This window comes from Massilia eburnea (genome assembly GCF_050709955.1).
GTDB classification, from domain to species: Bacteria; Pseudomonadota; Gammaproteobacteria; order Burkholderiales; family Burkholderiaceae_D; genus Rugamonas; species Rugamonas eburnea_A.
This window is the reverse complement of record NZ_JBNZFX010000004.1, coordinates 116,497-133,167: the sequence shown is the minus strand read 5'-3', so window position 1 is coordinate 133,167 and position 16,671 is coordinate 116,497. Positions and strand designations below refer to the sequence as shown.

The 16,671-nt window shown below is 66.1% G+C and carries 16 protein-coding genes and 2 pseudogenes; 12 read left to right on the top strand and 6 right to left on the bottom strand.

Going from position 1 to position 16,671, the window contains the following annotated elements; genetic code table 11:
• The 3 genes from ACQ4MM_RS04860 to ACQ4MM_RS04850 all read left to right on the top strand — a co-directional run.
• On the top strand, positions 1-863 hold an 863-nt coding region (locus ACQ4MM_RS04860), incomplete at its 5' end, for a diguanylate cyclase domain-containing protein (RefSeq protein WP_431476330.1).
• Complete coding sequence (locus ACQ4MM_RS04855; protein ID WP_431476329.1) at positions 746-1,042, top strand: EAL domain-containing protein; 297 nt, start codon at positions 746-748, stop codon at positions 1,040-1,042. The genes ACQ4MM_RS04860 and ACQ4MM_RS04855, both read left to right, overlap by 118 nt.
• Positions 1,030-1,272, top strand: a complete 243-nt coding sequence (locus ACQ4MM_RS04850; RefSeq protein WP_431476328.1) for an EAL domain-containing protein — start codon at positions 1,030-1,032, stop codon at positions 1,270-1,272. The genes ACQ4MM_RS04855 and ACQ4MM_RS04850 overlap by 13 nt, the downstream gene beginning before the upstream one ends.
• On the opposite strand, the pseudogene ACQ4MM_RS04845 reads toward ACQ4MM_RS04850, so the two are convergent.
• Positions 1,253-2,880 (bottom strand): annotated as a pseudogene (locus ACQ4MM_RS04845) (M28 family peptidase). The gene ACQ4MM_RS04850 and the pseudogene ACQ4MM_RS04845 sit on opposite strands and share 20 nt — an antisense overlap.
• Before the next feature lie 57 nt (positions 2,881-2,937).
• On the opposite strand from ACQ4MM_RS04845, the pseudogene ACQ4MM_RS04840 reads away from it, so the two are divergent.
• The 6 genes and pseudogenes from ACQ4MM_RS04840 (at position 2,938) to ACQ4MM_RS04815 (ending at position 8,514) form a co-directional block, all read left to right on the top strand.
• Positions 2,938-3,748: pseudogene (locus ACQ4MM_RS04840) on the top strand (SDR family oxidoreductase).
• Positions 3,749-3,918: 170 nt separating this feature from the next.
• A complete protein-coding gene (locus tag ACQ4MM_RS04835) occupies positions 3,919-6,126 on the top strand; it encodes a DEAD/DEAH box helicase (RefSeq protein WP_431476327.1) in 2,208 nt (735 codons plus the stop codon).
• A gap of 272 nt (positions 6,127-6,398) precedes the next feature.
• Positions 6,399-6,812 (top strand): alpha/beta hydrolase, encoded by a 414-nt coding sequence (locus tag ACQ4MM_RS04830; protein WP_431476326.1) that lies wholly within the window; start codon positions 6,399-6,401, stop codon positions 6,810-6,812.
• Positions 6,742-7,317, top strand: coding sequence for an alpha/beta hydrolase family protein (locus tag ACQ4MM_RS04825; RefSeq protein WP_431476325.1), 576 nt, complete (start codon positions 6,742-6,744; stop codon positions 7,315-7,317). The genes ACQ4MM_RS04830 and ACQ4MM_RS04825 overlap by 71 nt, the downstream gene beginning before the upstream one ends.
• The gene (locus tag ACQ4MM_RS04820; RefSeq protein ID WP_431476324.1) at positions 7,317-7,763 is read left to right on the top strand and encodes an AAA family ATPase; all 447 of its coding nucleotides are present in this window, start codon (positions 7,317-7,319) and stop codon (positions 7,761-7,763) included. Before ACQ4MM_RS04825 ends, ACQ4MM_RS04820 begins: the two co-directional genes overlap by 1 nt.
• Positions 7,753-8,514: a tRNA(His) guanylyltransferase Thg1 family protein gene (locus ACQ4MM_RS04815; protein WP_431476323.1), complete on the top strand. Its 762-nt coding sequence runs from the start codon at positions 7,753-7,755 to the stop codon at positions 8,512-8,514. Before ACQ4MM_RS04820 ends, ACQ4MM_RS04815 begins: the two co-directional genes overlap by 11 nt.
• A gap of 12 nt (positions 8,515-8,526) precedes the next feature.
• On the opposite strand, the gene ACQ4MM_RS04810 is transcribed toward ACQ4MM_RS04815, so the two are convergent.
• On the bottom strand, positions 8,527-8,847 hold the full coding sequence (locus ACQ4MM_RS04810) for a nucleotide pyrophosphohydrolase (RefSeq protein ID WP_431476322.1): 321 nt from the start codon (positions 8,845-8,847) through the stop codon (positions 8,527-8,529).
• Positions 8,844-9,293, bottom strand: a complete 450-nt coding sequence (locus tag ACQ4MM_RS04805) for a GNAT family N-acetyltransferase (protein ID WP_431476321.1) — start codon at positions 9,291-9,293, stop codon at positions 8,844-8,846. The genes ACQ4MM_RS04810 and ACQ4MM_RS04805 overlap by 4 nt, the downstream gene beginning before the upstream one ends.
• A gap of 70 nt (positions 9,294-9,363) precedes the next feature.
• Between ACQ4MM_RS04805 and pepN the strand changes: the two genes are divergently transcribed.
• On the top strand, positions 9,364-12,027 hold the full coding sequence (pepN, locus tag ACQ4MM_RS04800; protein WP_431476320.1) for an aminopeptidase N: 2,664 nt from the start codon (positions 9,364-9,366) through the stop codon (positions 12,025-12,027).
• Here pepN and ACQ4MM_RS04795 read toward each other — a convergent pair.
• A complete protein-coding gene (locus ACQ4MM_RS04795) occupies positions 12,024-13,892 on the bottom strand; it encodes a putative bifunctional diguanylate cyclase/phosphodiesterase (protein ID WP_431476319.1) in 1,869 nt (622 codons plus the stop codon). The genes pepN and ACQ4MM_RS04795 overlap by 4 nt on opposite strands.
• Positions 13,893-14,048: 156 nt before the next feature.
• Here ACQ4MM_RS04795 and ACQ4MM_RS04790 point away from each other — a divergent pair, with 156 nt between their 5' ends.
• Both ACQ4MM_RS04790 and ACQ4MM_RS04785 read left to right on the top strand, forming a co-directional pair.
• The gene (locus ACQ4MM_RS04790; protein ID WP_431476318.1) at positions 14,049-14,921 is read left to right on the top strand and encodes a CsgG/HfaB family protein; all 873 of its coding nucleotides are present in this window, start codon (positions 14,049-14,051) and stop codon (positions 14,919-14,921) included.
• A 98-nt stretch (positions 14,922-15,019) separates the two neighbouring features.
• Positions 15,020-15,667: a response regulator gene (locus ACQ4MM_RS04785; RefSeq protein WP_431476317.1), complete on the top strand. Its 648-nt coding sequence runs from the start codon at positions 15,020-15,022 to the stop codon at positions 15,665-15,667.
• Here ACQ4MM_RS04785 and ACQ4MM_RS04780 read toward each other — a convergent pair.
• Together ACQ4MM_RS04780 and ACQ4MM_RS04775 are read right to left on the bottom strand one after the other, a co-directional pair.
• Positions 15,641-16,273, bottom strand: coding sequence for a YoaK family protein (locus ACQ4MM_RS04780; RefSeq protein WP_431476316.1), 633 nt, complete (start codon positions 16,271-16,273; stop codon positions 15,641-15,643). The two genes, ACQ4MM_RS04785 and ACQ4MM_RS04780, sit on opposite strands and share 27 nt — an antisense overlap.
• On the bottom strand, positions 16,252-16,671 hold the full coding sequence (locus ACQ4MM_RS04775; protein WP_431476315.1) for a DoxX family protein: 420 nt from the start codon (positions 16,669-16,671) through the stop codon (positions 16,252-16,254). Before ACQ4MM_RS04775 ends, ACQ4MM_RS04780 begins: the two co-directional genes overlap by 22 nt.

Genomic DNA, 16,671 nt, shown 5'->3' with positions numbered 1-16,671 from the left:
GGACCGGCTGGCGCAGACCATCCAGCACTCGGGGACGCAAGGGACACGAATTGTGGCTGGTGTCGATCGACCTCGACCGCTTCAAGTTCACCAACAGCCGCCTGGGCCACAAGGGCGGCGACCGCCTGCTGCAGATCGTGGCGGCGCGCCTGCAGGCGGCGGTGCGCCCGGTGGACACGGTGGCGCGCCTGGGCGGCGACGAATTCGCCCTGCTGCTGCTGCCCGAACGGGGCGGCGCGGCGCCGCGCACCGAGCAGCTGCAGCGCGTGCTGGACAGCCTGGCGGCGCCGCTGGTGCTGGATGGCACGGAGCTGTTCCTGAGCGCCAGCGCCGGCATTGCCGCGTTCCCGACCGACAGCAAGGAGCCGGGCGTGCTGGCCGAGCGGGCCGACATGGCCACTGTTCCGCGCCAAGGAAATGAGGCGGCAAACCAGTACCAGTTCTACACCGCCGCCATGAACGAGCGCCTGGGCGAACGGCTGCAGATCGAAAGCGCGCTGCGCACGGCGCTGGAGCGGCGCGAATTCGAGCTGCACTACCAGCCGCAGGTCGACAGCAGCAGCGGCCGCATCATGGGCATGGAAGCCTTGATCCGCTGGCGCCATCCGGAGATGGGCATGGTGGCGCCCAACCGCTTCATTCCGCTGGCCGAGGAAACCGGCCAGATCCTGGCCGTCGGCCACTGGGGTGCTGCGCCACCGCCTGCCGCCAGCTGCGCGACTGGCAGAAGGACGGCCGGCGCGACTTGCGCATTGCCGTCAACGTCTCGGCGCGCCAGCTGGCCGAACCGGACTTCGTGCAAGGCGTGGCGGAGGTGCTGGCCGATACCGGCCTGGCGCCGCGCTGCCTGGAGCTGGAGCTGACCGAAAGCGCGGTGATGAACGACGTGGCGCATGCCACGGCCGTCATGCACGAACTGAAGAAGCTGGGGGTGAAGCTGGCGATCGACGATTTCGGCACCGGCTATTCTTCGCTGGCGCACCTGAAGCGCCTTCGAGATCGACGTGCTGAAGATCGACCAGGACCTTTGTGCGCGACCTGACGGTCGACCCGGACGATGCGGCGATCGTCACCACCATCATCGCGCTGGCCGACAACCTGGGGCTGGAAGTGATTTCGGAAGGGGTGGAGACGCAGGAGCAGCTGGACTTCCTGCTGCGCCATGGCTGCCGCCATATGCAGGGCTACTTCTTCGGCCGCCCGTTGCCGGCCGAAGGCTTCCTGGCCCTGCTGCTGCAGGACGAAGCGGCGGCTAGCGCTTCACAAAGCTGAACGGATCGCCCTTGTTCCAGGTCGGCACGGTCTTGCCATTGGCCACCTCATAGCCCAGGTTCAGCGTGAACTGGGCTTGCTGCACCATGCCCGACAGGTCCCAGCTGGCGTGGTATTCGTCCTTGACGCTGTGGTAGTCGCCCTTGAAGGCGACGATGCTGGCAGCCGAGGCGTGGTGCGCATGCTCGAACTCGAAGTGGCCGTCGCCGGAGAACACGGCGGAGCCGACGTTAAACGCCGGCACGCCCGCCTTGGCGAACTGGAAGTGGTCGGCGCGGAAGTAGGCGCCCGACAGGTCGGGGACCGGCGGCGCCAGTTTCAGCCCCATGTGTTTTGCCACCCTGGCGGCGCTGACGAACAGCGAGCTGCGCTCGGCGCCGGCGACGCCGATGTCGCGCGTGCGGCCGGCAAAGTTCATCGACTCGAGGTTCAGGTCGGCCAGCGTGCGCTTGAGCGGGAAGGCCGGCGCGGCGACGTAGGCCTGGGGCGCCGTGCATGCCGACTTCCTCGGCCGGCCGGCCACAGGAAGACCTGCGAGCGCTTGGCCGGTTTCTGCACCGCGGCGGCCGCCATCGCCAGCAGGGCGGCGGGCGGCCGGAACCGTTGTCGATGGCGCCGTTGTAAATGCGGTCGCTGCCGTCGGCCGGGCCGTCGGCCTTGCCCAGGTGGGTCCCAGTGCGCCGAGTAGACCACCGCTTCGTCCTTCAGCTTCGGATCGCTGCCGGGCACGATGCCGACCACGTTGAACTGCTCGACCTGGCGCACGCTGGAACGGATCTCGCTGTGGGCGCTGATGTTCAGGGCGACCGGGCGGAAGTCCTTGCGTTCGGCGGCGGCGCGCAGGGTGTCGAGGTCGAAGCCGGCGGCATTGAACCAGGGTGCGCGTATAGTCTTCGGACAGCCAGCCCTCGATCAGGTTGCCGCCGCCGGGCGCGTGGAAGCGCTCCAGCGAGAAGCTGGTGGCAGGCACGTTCCAGCCGTAGGCGGCCGACGGCGTGGTGTGGATCAGCAGGGCGCCGGCGGCGCCGCGCGCGCAGCGCTTCCTCGTATTTGTACATCCAGCGGCCGTAATAGGTGTACCCTTTGCCGGCAAAGCGGTTCGGCTCTGCGGCGGTCGGCTGCGGATCGTTGACCATCATGACCAGGATCTTGCCCTTGACGTCGACGTCCTTGTAATCGTTCCAGTTTTCTTCCCGGCGCGATGGCGCCGTAGCCGACGAATACCAGCGGCGCATCGAACAGCACTTCGGCGCGGCCGCTGCCGGTGCCGATCAGGACATCTTCGCCCACGCGCGCGGTCAGGGTGCTGGCGCCGGCGGCGAACCTGATTGAGCTGCCGGGCTGCAGGCGGGTGCCCTGGAATTTCACCGGCTGGCGGTAGGAGCCGTCTGCCAGCGGCTGCAGGCCGATGGCGGCGGCCTGGGTTTCCAGGTAGCGCACGGCGAGGTCGCCGCCGCGCTGGCCGGTGCCGCGGCCCTCGAGCAGGTCGTCGGCGAGGAAAGACAGGTGGGCGCGCAGCGGCGCTTCCTTGACGATAGGCGCTTGCTGCGCTGCGGCAGAAGCGGCCGCCAGCAGCAGGCTGGCAGGGATCAGGTAGTTGGTTTTCATGGCGGGGATCTTACCGCATAATGAAACGCATTCCCCGCGGCGAAACAAAGGAGAAACATGGAAGTCATCATCATCACCGGCGCATCCGACGGCATCGGGGCAGAAATGGCGCGGCAACTGGCCAGGGCACGCGGCAAGGAGGTGGCACTGGTGCTGGCCGCGCGCAATGAAGCGGCGTTGCAGGCGGTGGCGGCGGACTGCAGCGCGGCCGGCGCGGGCACGCTGGTGGTGGCTACCGACGTGGCGCGGCAGGAGCAATGCCGGCACCTGGTCGCCGCGGCGGTCGAGCGCTTCGGCCGCATCGACGCGCTGGTCAACAACGCCGGCCGCTCGGCCCATGCGCTGTTCGAGGAAGTCACGGACCTGGGCTGGTATGAAGACCTGATGCGGGTCAACCTGTGGGGCGCGATCTGGTGCACCCATGCCGCGCTGCCTTACCTGAAGGCGGCGCAGGGCCGGATCGTGGCCGTGTCGTCGCTGGCCGGCCTGGTTGGCGTGCCGGGGCGTACCGCATACGGCGCCACCAAATTCGCCATGGCCGGCTTCTTCGAGGCGCTGCGGGCGGAGATGAAGCCGTCCGGTGTCAGCGTCACCACCGCTTATCCGGGGCGTGGTGGACACCCAGATCCGTTATCGGGGTTATAACGCCGCCGGCGGGGAACTGGGCAAGAGCAGCCTGCGCGAGGATGCGGCGATGCCGGTGGCCGAATGCGCGCAACTGATCATCGATGGCATGACGGGCCGCAAGCGGGAGGTGGTGATGACTGCCAAGGGCAAGCTGGGACGCTGGCTCAAGCTGCTGGCGCCGGGGCTGATCGAGAAAATGGCGTTAAATGCGCTAAAGGATGACGTCAAGCCGCATACCTGAAACCGGTAAGGTGGCCAGACCCAAGCCGGCGGGCGTCCCGTCTGACCCGGTCGTTTGCAGTCGCGGGGCGGGTCTGACCCTTGGGTCTGACCCTGTCTTACCGGTTTAAAGGGGTAGAATAGCGCTTTCCGTCGCATCAGGCGATACAACAATAACCTCACGAGTGCCGCATGTCTGACACCATGTTTACCGATTTGAACCTCAGCGCCCCCATTTTGAAGGCGCTGAAAGAAGTAGGCTACGAGACCCCGTCTCCGATCCAGGCCTCCACCATCCCCCACCTGCTGGAAAACCGCGACGTGCTTGGCACCGCGCAAACCGGCACCGGCAAGACTGCCGCTTTTGCGCTGCCGATCCTGTCGCGCATCGACATCAAGCAGGTGACGCCCCAGGCGCTGGTGCTGGCGCCGACGCGCGAACTGGCGATCCAGGTGGCGGAAGCGTTCCAGCGCTACGCCGCCCACATCCCGAAATTCCACGTGCTGCCGATCTACGGCGGCCAATCCTATGGCCCGCAGCTGCAGGCGCTGCGCCGCGGCGTGCACGTGGTGGTCGGTACCCCGGGCCGCGTCATCGACCACCTGGAAAAGGGCTCGCTCGACCTGTCGAAGCTGAAAACCCTGGTGCTGGACGAAGCGGACGAAATGCTGCGCATGGGCTTTATCGAGGATGTCGAGCGCATCCTGCAGGAAACCCCTGAATCGCGCCAGACCGCCTTGTTCTCGGCCACCATGCCGGCCCAGGTCAAGCGCATCGCCACCACCTACCTGAACGACCCGGCCGAAGTGATGGTGGCGGCCAAGACCACCACCAACACCAATATCCGCCAGCGCTACTGGCTGGTGTCCGGTATGCACAAGCTGGACGCGCTGACCCGCATCCTGGAAGCGGAGCCGTTCGACGGCATGATCATCTTCTCGCGCACCAAGATCGGTACCGAGGAACTGGCAGAGCGCCTGCTGGCGCGCGGTTTCTCGGCCGGCGCCATCAACGGCGACATGCAGCAGGCGGCGCGCGAACGCATGATCGGCCAGCTCAAGGAAGGCAAAATCGACATCCTGGTGGCCACCGACGTGGCGGCGCGCGGCCTGGACGTGGAGCGCATCAGCCACGTGGTCAATTACGATGTGCCGTATGATCCGGAAAGCTACACCCACCGCATCGGCCGCACCGGCCGCGCGGGCCGCAGCGGGGAGGCGATCCTGTTCATCACCCCGCGCGAGCGCAACCTGCTGAAACTGATCGAGCGCACCACGCGCCAGGCGGTTACGCCGATGACGCTGCCGACACTGCAGGCGGTCAACGACGTGCGCGTGCAGCGCTTCAAGGACCAGATTACCGATGCGCTGTCGCAGGAGGGGCTGTCCTTCTTCGAAACGCTGGTGAGCGAGTACGAATCCGAACACAATATCCCGGCGGTCGAAATCGCCGCGGCGCTGGCAATGATGGCATGCGGCGGCAAGCCGCTGCTGATCGACAAGTCGCGTGAAAAAGGCTGGCATGAAGACGGCGCGCCGCGCCAGGAAGGCCAAGGCCAGGGTCGCGAAGCGCGCGAGCCGCGCGAACCACGTGAGCCACGTGAACCACGCGAGCCGCGCCCGAAGAAAGAGCGTATCGAGCGCGAGGCGGAGCCGGGCAAAGCCACCTACCGGGTCGAAGTCGGCTACCAGCACGGCGTCAAGCCGGGCAATATCGTGGGCGCGATTGCCAACGAAGGCGGCATCGATTCCAAGTTCATTGGCCGCATCGAGATTTACGACGACTACTCGCTGCTGGACATGCCGGCCGACTTGCAGCCGAGCGACATCGAAACATTGCAAGCATTGCGCGTCGCCGGCCAGCCGCTGCGCCTGCACCGCGACGGCGAAACGCCACCGCCGGCGTCAGCCGCCAAGGCGCCGCGCGCGGCCAAGCCCGAGCGTGCTGAACGCGCTGAACGTGCCGAGCGTCCGGAGCGTGCAGAGCGCGCCGCGCCGCCGCTGTCCTCGCGCGCCGATGACGACGAGCCAATGTTCGAGGAAGCGCCAAAACGCAAGAAGAAGGACAAAGACGCGACAGGCGAGGGTGGTGCAGCCCCGATGCCGATGCGCGCCTACCGCGTGGAAGTCGGTTCGGGGGACGGCGTCAATGCCGGCAACCTGGTGGGCGCCATCGCCAACGAGAGCGGCCTCGAATCGCGCTTCATCGGCCGTATCGAGATCCTGGAAGACCACGCCTTCGTCGAGATGCCGGACGGTATGCCGGACGATATCTTCAAGCACCTGCGCAAAGTGTGGGTCGGCGGCAAGCAGCTGAAAATGTCGCTGGCCGACGACATGCCAGCGATGTCCGGCAAGCACACCCCGCCGAAGAAGCCGTCAGCCAAGCCGAAGCGCTGATCGGTCCGTGCCTTGGTAGACCTTCGCACAACTGTCGCGAAGGTCTACTGAAAGCTACTGAAATTTTTCCGGTTTTAGCGCTATCACGGGGAAAACCGGCAAATTTCAGTAGTTTTCAGTAGTTGTTTCAGTAGCTTTCAGTAGTAGTTCGCGACAGCCGTGGGAAGGGCACACCTGCCGTGCCAAAGCTGGCGGCGTCAGGCCAGGCTTGTTGCCCAATTAGCCATCCCCACGCTATGCTGCTGGCTGTTCCGGACTTCACCGAGAAAGCCATGCTCAAACTGATCCGCCACTCGCTGTGCGCCGCCGCCGGCGCCGCTGCCGTCGGTGCCTCCGCCGTGTCCGCCGACACGGTCGTCACCAAGCCGATGGACTTGCAGGACTACCTCGCGCTGAAAGGCCCCGCGCCCGACAAGCGGATCTTGTACGGCACCGCGCCAAGCCAGTTCGTTGAACTATTCAAGCCAGCCGGCCCCGGCCCGCATCCGGTCGTGGTGCTGATCCACGGCGGCTGCTGGACCGTGCATTTTGGCGGCATCGAGCAAATGCGCAATATGGCGGGCGCGCTGGTCCAGCAAGACATCGCCGTATGGAACGTGGAATATCGCCGCTACGATGAGGCAGGCGGCGGCTACCCCGGCATGTACCAGGGACGTCGCCACCGCAGTGGATTTGCTGAAGCATGAAGCCAAGTCCAGCGCCCTCGACCTGACCCGCATCGTCGCAGTCGGCCATTCCGCCGGCGGCCACCTGGCGCAGTGGGCCGTCTCGCGCCACAAGCTGCCTGAATGGAGCCCCGCCTGGGCGCCGCAGCCGCTGAAGATCAATACTGTCATCAGCCTTGGCGGCCTGGCCGACCTGCGCAACGAAGCGGCCCTGATCCGCCGCACCTGCGATCGTGAAACCGCGCAACTCGCCGGCACACCAAGCGCCCAGCGTCCCGACGTTTTCGCCGACACCTCGCCCGCCGAAATGCTGCCGGCCGGCGTGCGCACGGTCCTGATCCACGGCGAGCACGACGACATCTCGCCAAGCGTCACCGGCGAAAACTATGCGCGCCGCGCACGCGCAGCCGGCGACCCCGCCGAAGTCCTGCTACTGCCGGGCGGCAGCCACTACGATGAGGTCTCCGCCGACTCGAAAGCCTGGGCAATCGTCAACGCCCAGATCTGCAAGGCGCTCGGACTCTGATGGAAGCAATCCTGTTGGTCGGCATCCAGGCCTCCGGAAAGTCGACGTTCTACAAAGAGCACTTCTTCAATTCCCACGTCCGCATCAGCAATGACCTGCTGAAGACGAAGAACCGGGAAAAGCTGATGTTCGCGCTGTGCTTCGAGACGGGAATGCCGCTGGCGATCGACAACACCAATGCCAGTAAAGAGGTGAGGGCGCGCTATATCGCGATGCTGAAGCAGCACGGCTACCGCATCAAGTGCTATTACTTCAAGAGTGACCTGGACCGGTCGCTTGCATGGAATAGCCAGCGCCAGGGTGCCGAGTGCATTCCCCAGGTCGGCATTTTCAGCACCCACAAGCGACTGGAAATCCCAAGCCGGGAAGAAGGCTTTGACGAATTGTTTTACGTTGACTGGATCGCCGGCCAACGCGTTGTAAAGGAATGGAATAGTGAAATTTGATGAACTCGACGAATCCATGCGCGTATATGAAACCGCGCATGACCAATGCGTCCTGCCCGGCATTTACATGGTCGCGCGCATCGACGGCCGGAGTTTTACGCGGTTGACCAAGGAGCTTGCCGGTTTCGAAGCGCCGTTCGACATCCGCTTCCGCGACTTGATGATCGAAACCACCAAGCACCTGATGAATTGCGGTTTCAAGGTTATCTACGGCTATACGGAAAGCGACGAAATCTCCCTGCTGTTCGACCCGGACATCAATGTATTCGGCCGCAAGACCCGGAAGTACAACTCCATCCTGGCCGGCGAAGCCTCCGCCAAATTCAGCCTGATGCTGGGGCAGTTGGGCGCCTTCGATTGCCGGATCTCGGAGCTGCCGACCAAGCGCCTGGTGGTCGACTACTTCCGCTGGCGCAATGAAGACGCACACCGCAACGCGCTGAACGCGCATTGCTACTGGATGTTGCGCAAGGACGGCGTGGATCCGAACAATGCTGCCGCGACGATCGCCGGCAAATCGCTCGCCGACAAAAACGAACTGCTTTTCAGCCGCGGCATCAATTTCAATGAACTGCCGAACTGGCAGAAGCGCGGCGTGGGCTTCTATTGGGGCGTCGAACAGAAAGCGGGCTTCAACCCCAAGGACAATATGCCGGTGGTATCGCAACGCCGCGCAATCGTGACCGACCTGGAGTTGCCAATGCGCGACGAGTACAGCGCCTTCGTGGCAAACCTGCTGGAAAGCGCTTAGCCCCCGCCAGGGTCACTTGTTCGGCGCCGGGTACTTGATGGCATTGAGCTGGATCTTTTCCAGCGCCGCCGCGTGCAGGTCGACATCGAGCTTGTCGGCGATCTGCACCAGGTAGAGCAGCACGTCGGCCAGCTCGTGGCAGATTGCTTCTTGCTGGCCCGGCGCCAGTTCGCCGGCGCGGCCGGTGGGCAGCCACTGGAAATGCTCGGCCAGTTCTGCCACCTCCACCGACAATGCCATCGCCAGGTTTTTCGGCGTGTGATACTGCTCCCAGTCGCGCGCAGCGGCAAAGACGCGCGTGCGTTCGCGCAAGTCGGCCAGCGAATCCGTCACGCCGTCTTCTCCATGAACACGCTCAAAGGATCGTCCCGGTAGTCGCCATACGGGCCGCGCACGCGATAGCCGAGTCGCTGATACAAACCGATCGCTTCCGGCTGCGACGGCCCGGTCTCCAGCATGAACTGGCGGCAGCCGCGCGCCAGCGCTTCGGTCTCCAGCATGCCGAGCAGGCGCTGCGCCACACCCTGGCCGCGCGCTGAAGGATGCACGAACATGCGCTTCACTTCGCCGTATTCCGGCGTCACCACCATGGCGCCGCAAGCCACGGCTGCGCCATCGAGATTGCGCGCCACGGCGAACAGCACATTCGGCTGCAGCAGCGAATTCATGTCCAGCGCATACACGCTTTCCGGCGGATACAGCGACAGCTGGTAAGCATCCAGCAGGTCGATCAGGGCCACGACTTCGGGCTGCTTGGGGGTCTCGAGTTTGATGTCCATCGCCCAATGGTATCATCCCTGCGCCACCAGACCGGGGCCGGTCCGGGGCGAGACATGTATAAGGAAAACCATGAAATCGCTAGTTCCTCATGCCATTACACTGGCAGTCAGTGCACTTGTCGCCACCAGCGGCATCGCCGCCGACAACAGCGCCATCACCCCGCGCGCCGAGAACCCTTACCTGAGCCAGGTCGATGCCGCCGCCCGTTCTGCGCGCGTGTCAAACGTCGCCTATGTCCTCGACTTCACGCTGACCGGCCAGGAAAGCTTCAGCAATACCACCACCGTGAACTTCGACCTGAAGGACAACGCGCAGCCGCTGACGCTGGACCTGGACAAGGCAAGCGTCAAGCGCCTGGTGGTGAACGGCAAGCTGGTCGCCGCGCCGCAGTACAACAACTGGTTCATTACCCTGGCCGCCGCCGACCTGAAGGCCGGCCGCAACAGCGTGACCGTGGAATTCGAGCGCAAGCACAGCACCAACGGCGAAGGCCTGCACCGCATGGTCGACCCGGTCGACGGCCGCGTCTATACCTACTCGCACTTCGAGCCGGCCGCCGCGCACCAGATGTTCGCGCTGTTCGACCAGCCGGACCTGAAGGCGACCTACCAGGTCAACGTCAGCGCGCCTGCCGACTGGAGCGTGATCTCCACCGCTCGCGAATCCAAGGTGGAAGACGTGGCGGGCTCGCCAGGCACCAAGCGCTGGACCTTCCCGCTCTCCAAGATCCTCAGCCCGTACAACTTCTCGCTGCACGCCGGCCCGTACAAGGTGTGGGAAGACGCCAGCAGCGCCAAATACCCGATGCGCCTGTTCGCGCGCCAGTCGGTGGCCGACCAGGTCGACCCGGCGCCATGGTTCGAGTACACCAGGCAGGGCCTGGCCTGGTTCGACGATTACTTCGGCATCCCTTACCAGTACGGCAAATACGACCAGCTGCTGGTGCCGGACTTCCTGTACGGCGCGATGGAGAACGCCGGCGCCGTCACCTTCGCCGAGCACTCCTTCCTGCGCAAGGACAAGATGTCCAGCGCCGAGAAGCACGACCTGGCCAGCGTGATCATGCACGAAATGGCGCACCAGTGGTTCGGCGACCTGGTCACCATGCAGTGGTGGAACGGCCTGTGGCTGAACGAGAGCTTCGCATCCTTCATGGGTACCCTGGCCACCGCCGAAGCCACCGAGTTCAAGGACTCGGCCTGGCAGTACTTCTACGGCCAGGGCAAATCGGCCGCTTACGTGATGGACCAGCGCGTCACCACGCACCCGATCGAAACCCCGGTGCCGTCCACCGCCAACGCCTTCGACAATATCGACGCCATCACCTATTCCAAAGGCGCCTCGACCCTGAAGCAGCTGCGCCACCTGCTGGGCGAGGAAACCTTCCGCAAGGGCGTGCACAATTACCTGGTCAAGTACCAATGGAAGAACGCCAAGCTGGATGACTTCATCGGCAGCCTGGCCGAAGCGGCCGGACGCGACCTGGGCCAGTGGACCCAGGACTGGCTGTACCAGCCGGGCGTCAACACCATCACCGCCAACTACAGCTGCAAGGCCGGCAAGATCGACGCCTTCAGCCTGCAGCAGAGCGCCGTGCCGCAATTCCCGACCTTGCGCGAACAGCGCGTGCAACTGGCGCTGATGCAGAAGCACGGCAAGCAGCTCAGCATCGCCAAGGTGCTGCCGGTGACCTACAAGGGCGCCAGCACCGAGGTGGCCGAGCTGAAAGGCGCCGCCTGCCCGGACCTGGTCTACCCCAACTACCAGGACTGGGGCTTCGTGAAAGCCAAGCTCGATGCGCGCTCCTTCGCCACCGCGCGCCAGGACGTCAGCAAGGTGCAAGACAAGCTGCTGCGCACCATGCTGTGGCACAGCATGTGGGACAACGTGCGCGACGGCGCGCTGCCGCTCAACGAATTCCTCGACACGGTGCTGGTCAACGCGCCGCTGGAAAAGGACTATGTGCTGCTGGGCGACGTGCTGGGCAAGATGGGCCAGTCGATCCGCTACCTGCGCACCATGGCCAGCGACGGCGCCTACACCCGCACCGTGGTGGGCCGCCTGGAAAAAATGGCCTGGAGCCAGGCCAGGGCCAGCAAGGGCGACTTCCAGCGCCGCTGGTTCAACGCCTACCTGGGCACGGCCGGCAGCAAGGAGTCGCTGGAGCGCATCGCCGCCATGCTGGACGGCCGCGAAAAGCTGGCCGGCCTGACCCTGAGCCAGGACGTGCGCTGGGACATGATCGCGGTCCTGAACCGCAAGGACTATCCGGGTGCCGAGGCGCGCATCGCGGCCGAGCAGGCCAAGGACAAGTCCGACAGCGGCGAGCTGGCCGCGGTGGCGGCGCAGGCGGCGCGGCCGGATGCCAAGGTGAAGCAGGATTGGCTGGCCAAGATCGGCGACACCCAGAGCAAGCTGCCGTTCTCGCGCATCCGCACCGCGATGCACGCGCTGTACCCGTCCTCGCAAGTGGCGCTCAATGAGCAAAGCGCGGCGGCCCGCCTGGCGCAGCTGCCGCAGCTGGACAAGTCGGCCGGCCCGGTCTTCATGCGCGACTATGCCGGCGCCATGATCCCGGCCACCTGCACCGCGGCCAGCGTGCAGCGCCTGGCCGATACGGCGCACGCCAATCCGGACCTGAGCGCCGGCACCCGCCGTTCGCTGCTGGTGGCGCAGCAGGAAGACCAGCGCTGCGTGGCGATCCGCAAGGCGCTGACGGTGAAGCTGAACTAAACGTTCGCCCTGGTGGAGAGTGCGGCCTGCGCCGTCAGCAGGTCGAGCAGCGCCGGCAGCGGCGCCGGGCGGCCCAGCAGGTAGCCTTGCAGTGCATGGCAACCGTGGGCCGCCAGGAAGTCGGCCTGGGCCTGGGTCTCCACCCCTTCCGCCACCACCCGCAAACCCATCTGGCCGGCCATGGCCAGGATGGTCTGCACGATCACCACGTCGTTGGCGTCGTCCGGCATGTCCATGATGAAGCTGCGGTCGATCTTCAGCTCGTACAGCGGCATGCGCTTCAGGTACGCCAGGCTGGAATAGCCGGTGCCGAAGTCGTCGATCGAAAAGCGCACCCCCAGCACGGCCAGCTCGTTCATGCGCGCCACGATTTCATCGAGTCTTTCCACCAGCAGGCCTTCGGTCACCTCCAGGATCAGCAGCGCCGGCTCGACGCCGTGCTCTTGCAGTATGCCGCGCACTTGCTGCACGAAGTCGGCCTGGCGGAATTGCTGCGGGCTGACATTGACCGACAGCGGCAGGGACAGCCCCAGCACCGACATGCGCTGCTGCGCCAGGCAGGCTTGCCGCAGCGCCCACAAGCCGAGCGGCACGATCAGACCCGCTTCTTCCGCCAGCGGGATGAAGATGGCCGGCGCCACCATGGCGCCGTCGTCGCGCTCCCAGCGCATCAGCAATTCCGCGCCGTGCAGCCGGCCCTGGCAATCGAACTGCGGCTGGTAGGCCATGTGCAGCCGCTCCTGCTCGATCGCTTGCGCCAGCTCCCGTTCCAGCGTCAGGCGCCGCTCGACTTCCGCCTGCATGGCCGATTCGAAGAAGGCGATCGCGTTGCGGCCGGCGCCCTTGGCGCGGTACATCGCCGTGTCGGCTTCGCGCAGCAGCTCGTCGGCTTGGCGGCCATACTTGGGCAGCAGGGTGACGCCGATGCTGGCCGAACAGCCGTAGCCCTGGCCGGCGATCTCGAATTCCTCGGCCAGCGCGGCGCGGATCTTTTCGGCCACCCCTTGCGCGGCGTTGCCGGCCGTCGCCAGGTCCGGCGCCAAGTGCGCCAGCAGCACCACGAATTCATCGCCGCCGATGCGCGCCACGGTGTCGCTTTTGCGCACCAGGTCTTCCAGGCGCTGGGCGGCCAGGCGCAGCAGGTGGTCGCCGGTGGCATGGCCGCGCGCATCGTTGATGGTCTTGAAGCGGTCGAGGTCGACGAACATCACGGCGCTGAACAGGTGCTGGCGCTCGGAGCTGGCCAGCAGGCTGGCCAGGCGGTCCAGCAGCAGGCGCCGGTTCGGCAGCCCGGTCAGCGGGTCGTAGAACGCCAGTTGCTCGCCCTCGGCCAGCGAGCGCGCCAGGTGGCGCAGCAGCACGCCGCAGCTCATGGTCAGCACGCCGGCGATAAACAGGTAATTGAGCGCCACGATGGCGGCGCGCGTGACGGCATCGTCGGACATGCCCATGGCGGCCGGATCGGGCGCCGGCGCAAAGCCGGTCAGCACGATGGCCACCGCGCCGGCCAGCAGCAGCCAGATGGCCGGCTTCAGCCCCATCAGCAGCGCGGCCAGGCAGGGCACCGCCAGCAGGTAGGTGTGCGCCACCGGCCCCACCTGCAGCATCAGCGCCACCCCCACCGCGAAGGTGATCAGCAGGAATTGCATGGCGCGCAAGGGGTACGACACCACCTCCTGCAGCCGCCACAGGGCCGTCAGCCAGGACAGCGCGATCAGGTCCACCACCACCACCCCCCACAGCCCCTCGCGCACCGACTGCGCGATGCTGGGGATGGCCGTGGCCAGGCCCAGTACCAGTACGCTCTGGACCAGGCGGGCAAAGATTTTTTCGCGCCAGTGGGTGATCTGGTCGGGGGCAGCCATGCGCTTGCTTCCTTGCTCTTAGGAACCTTGATGGTACGCCCAATGGCGCGCCGTGTCACCGCTGTGGCGCTGGCGCAAGCGTGACTATTTGATAGTTTTCTGGCATGCTTTTCTTATAAAATCGTCCGTTTCATCCAATAATTAGGGGATCTCCGTATGAAGACCAAACTGTTCGCGGCCGTGGCGGCCCTGGCGCTGGCTGGCTGTGCCGGCACCCAACCAACTCTCGGCGGCGGCAGCACGGTGGCCACCGGCAGTGCCGGCGGCGCCACCGCTGCCAACGCCAGCAGCCAGCTGGAAAAATGCGAGCGCCCGCTGGGCACCCTGTCGGTGGTGGAAGACCGCAGCATGCCGTGGTTCCAGCAACTGAGCCAGTACAAGCTGGGCTCCACCACGCCGGTGCTGCGCATGATGATCCAGCAGTCGAACTGCTTCGTGGTGGTGGAACGCGGTGCGGCCATGGACCACATGATGGGCGAGCGCGCGCTGGAAAAATCCGGCGAAATGCGCGCCAACAGCAATTACGGCAAAGGCCAGATCGCCGCTGCCGACTACACCATGAGCCCGACCATCACCTTCAGCCAGAAGGGCACCTCGGGCGTCGGCGGCGCGCTGGGCGGCTTTGGCCTGATCGGCAGCGTGGCCGGCATGGTGGCCGGCAATATGAAGTCCAATGAAGCGTCGACCATGCTGCTGATGATTGACAACCGTTCCGGCGTGCAGCTGGCGGCCGCGGAAGGCAGCGCCAAGAACTACGATTTCGGCATGTTCGGCGCCATGTTCGGCGGCGGCGCGTTCGGTTCGGCCGGCGGCTACACCAATACCCCGGAAGGCAAGATCCTGGTCGCGTCCTTCATGGACTCGTACAACAACGTGGTGCGCGCGGTGCGCAACTACAAGCAGCAGGAAGTCGCCGGCGGCCTGGGCACGGGCGGCGCCCTGGGCGTGCAGGGCGGCACCACCCCGGCTTCGCAGCAGCCGGCCAGCGAGCAGTCCGCGGCGCCGAAAGCCAAGGCCAAGAAGAAGTAATCCGCGACCCTTGCCGGGCGCGCGCGGCGCCCGGCAAATTGCCAGCCACGCCTTCCGTTGTTATAGTGCTCCGTTGCAGTCCTGCGCGGAGCTTTTCCTTGAACACCCAGACCATTCCAGACACCGCAGCGCCAATCCGGGTGCTGCTGGTGGACGACCATCCCATGCTGCGCGCCGGCCTGGCCGACGCGATTGCCGGCCAGCCCGACATGCAGGTGGTGGCCGAAGCGGGCGACGGCCAGCAGGCGCTTGCCGCCTGGGCCGCGGTGCGCCCCGACCTGGCCATCATGGACCTGGCCATGCCCGGCATGTGCGGCCTTGAGGCGCTGCAGGCGATCCGCGCCCAGTTCCCGGCGGCGCGCATCGTGATGCTGACCACCTTTGGCGGCGACGCCCAGGTGCGGCGCGCGCTGCAGGCCGGCGCCAGCGGCTTCCTGCTGAAAAGCAGCCTGCGCAAGGAGCTGGTGGGCATGATCCGCGCCGTGCACGGCGGCCAGCGCTACATCTCGCCGGAAATCGCGCAGCAGCTGGCCAGCCACCTCGGCGCCGGCCTGCTCAGCGAGCGCGAAGTTGAAGTGCTGCAATGCGCGGCGGCCGGCAACGCCAACAAGCGCATTGCCGGCCTGCTGGCGATTTCCGAGGAAACGGTGAAGGCGCATATGCGCAGCATCCTGGCCAAGCTCGATGCCAACGACCGCACGCACGCCGTCACCATCGCCCTAAAGCGCGGCATTATCGGGCTGTGAGCCCTGCGCCGCGGGCCGCGCCGCCATGAGCGCCAGCAGCGCTACCGCTGGCAGCAGGCCGAGCCCCATGCCCCAGCGCGAAGCCAGCGCACCCATCACGCAGCCGGCTGCAAACGCCAGTACGCCGCCGCCCAGGGCCGCCAGGGCGGGCCGCTGCTCGCCGCCGGCGCGGTCCAGGCAGTCGATCACCAGTTGCGTCACGTTGCCGGTCATGACGGTGCTGGCCGGCAGCTTCGCCAGCAGCAGCTTGCCGTAGCCGTTCTGCGCCCCCATGCCGGCCGCGCACAGCAGGCCGGCCGCCATGTCCCAGCGCGCCGCGGCGGCCGCTGCCAGCAGCAGCGCCGCCTGCAGCAGGTGGGCCGGGCGCAGCGCCGCGCCGCCCGTGCGCAGGCAGCGCCGCACCAGGGCGCGCACTGCCACCACGCCGGCCACAAAGGCGGGGAAGGCGAGCAGCTTGAGCAGCACGTCATTGCCCGGCGCCACCACTTCCCGCCCGAGCAGCACGAAGTTGCCCGTCACGTGGGCCGTGAACAGGCCATGCAGGGCGATGAAGCCAAGCGTGTCGACATAGCCGGCCAGGAAACTCAGGCTGGTTCCGCGTGCCATACGCCTCCCTTGCCTGATTTGGCGATCAGGTCATGCCAGGCCACCAGCAGGAAGCCGCCGGCCAGGCCCAGGTGCTCGTAAAAGCTATTGGCGGCCGCCAGGCGCTGCATGCCGGCCATTTCCCAATAACGGTTGGCGATGAAGCTGGCCGCCACCGTGAACAGCGCCAGCCAGGCCGCACCCAGCCAGCGCAGGCGGCCGCTCAGAATCATGGCCGCCGCACCCAGCTCACCGGCGATCACCAGGATTGCCAGCGGCGCCGCCGGCTGCAGGCCGAAGTGCTGCATTTCGCCGACTGCGCTGCCGAAGTCCAGCAGCTTGTTCAAGCCGCCCTGCAGGTAGGCCGCGCATAGCAGGAGCAGGGCCAGCCAGTGCATCACACGCATCGGACGCGCCAT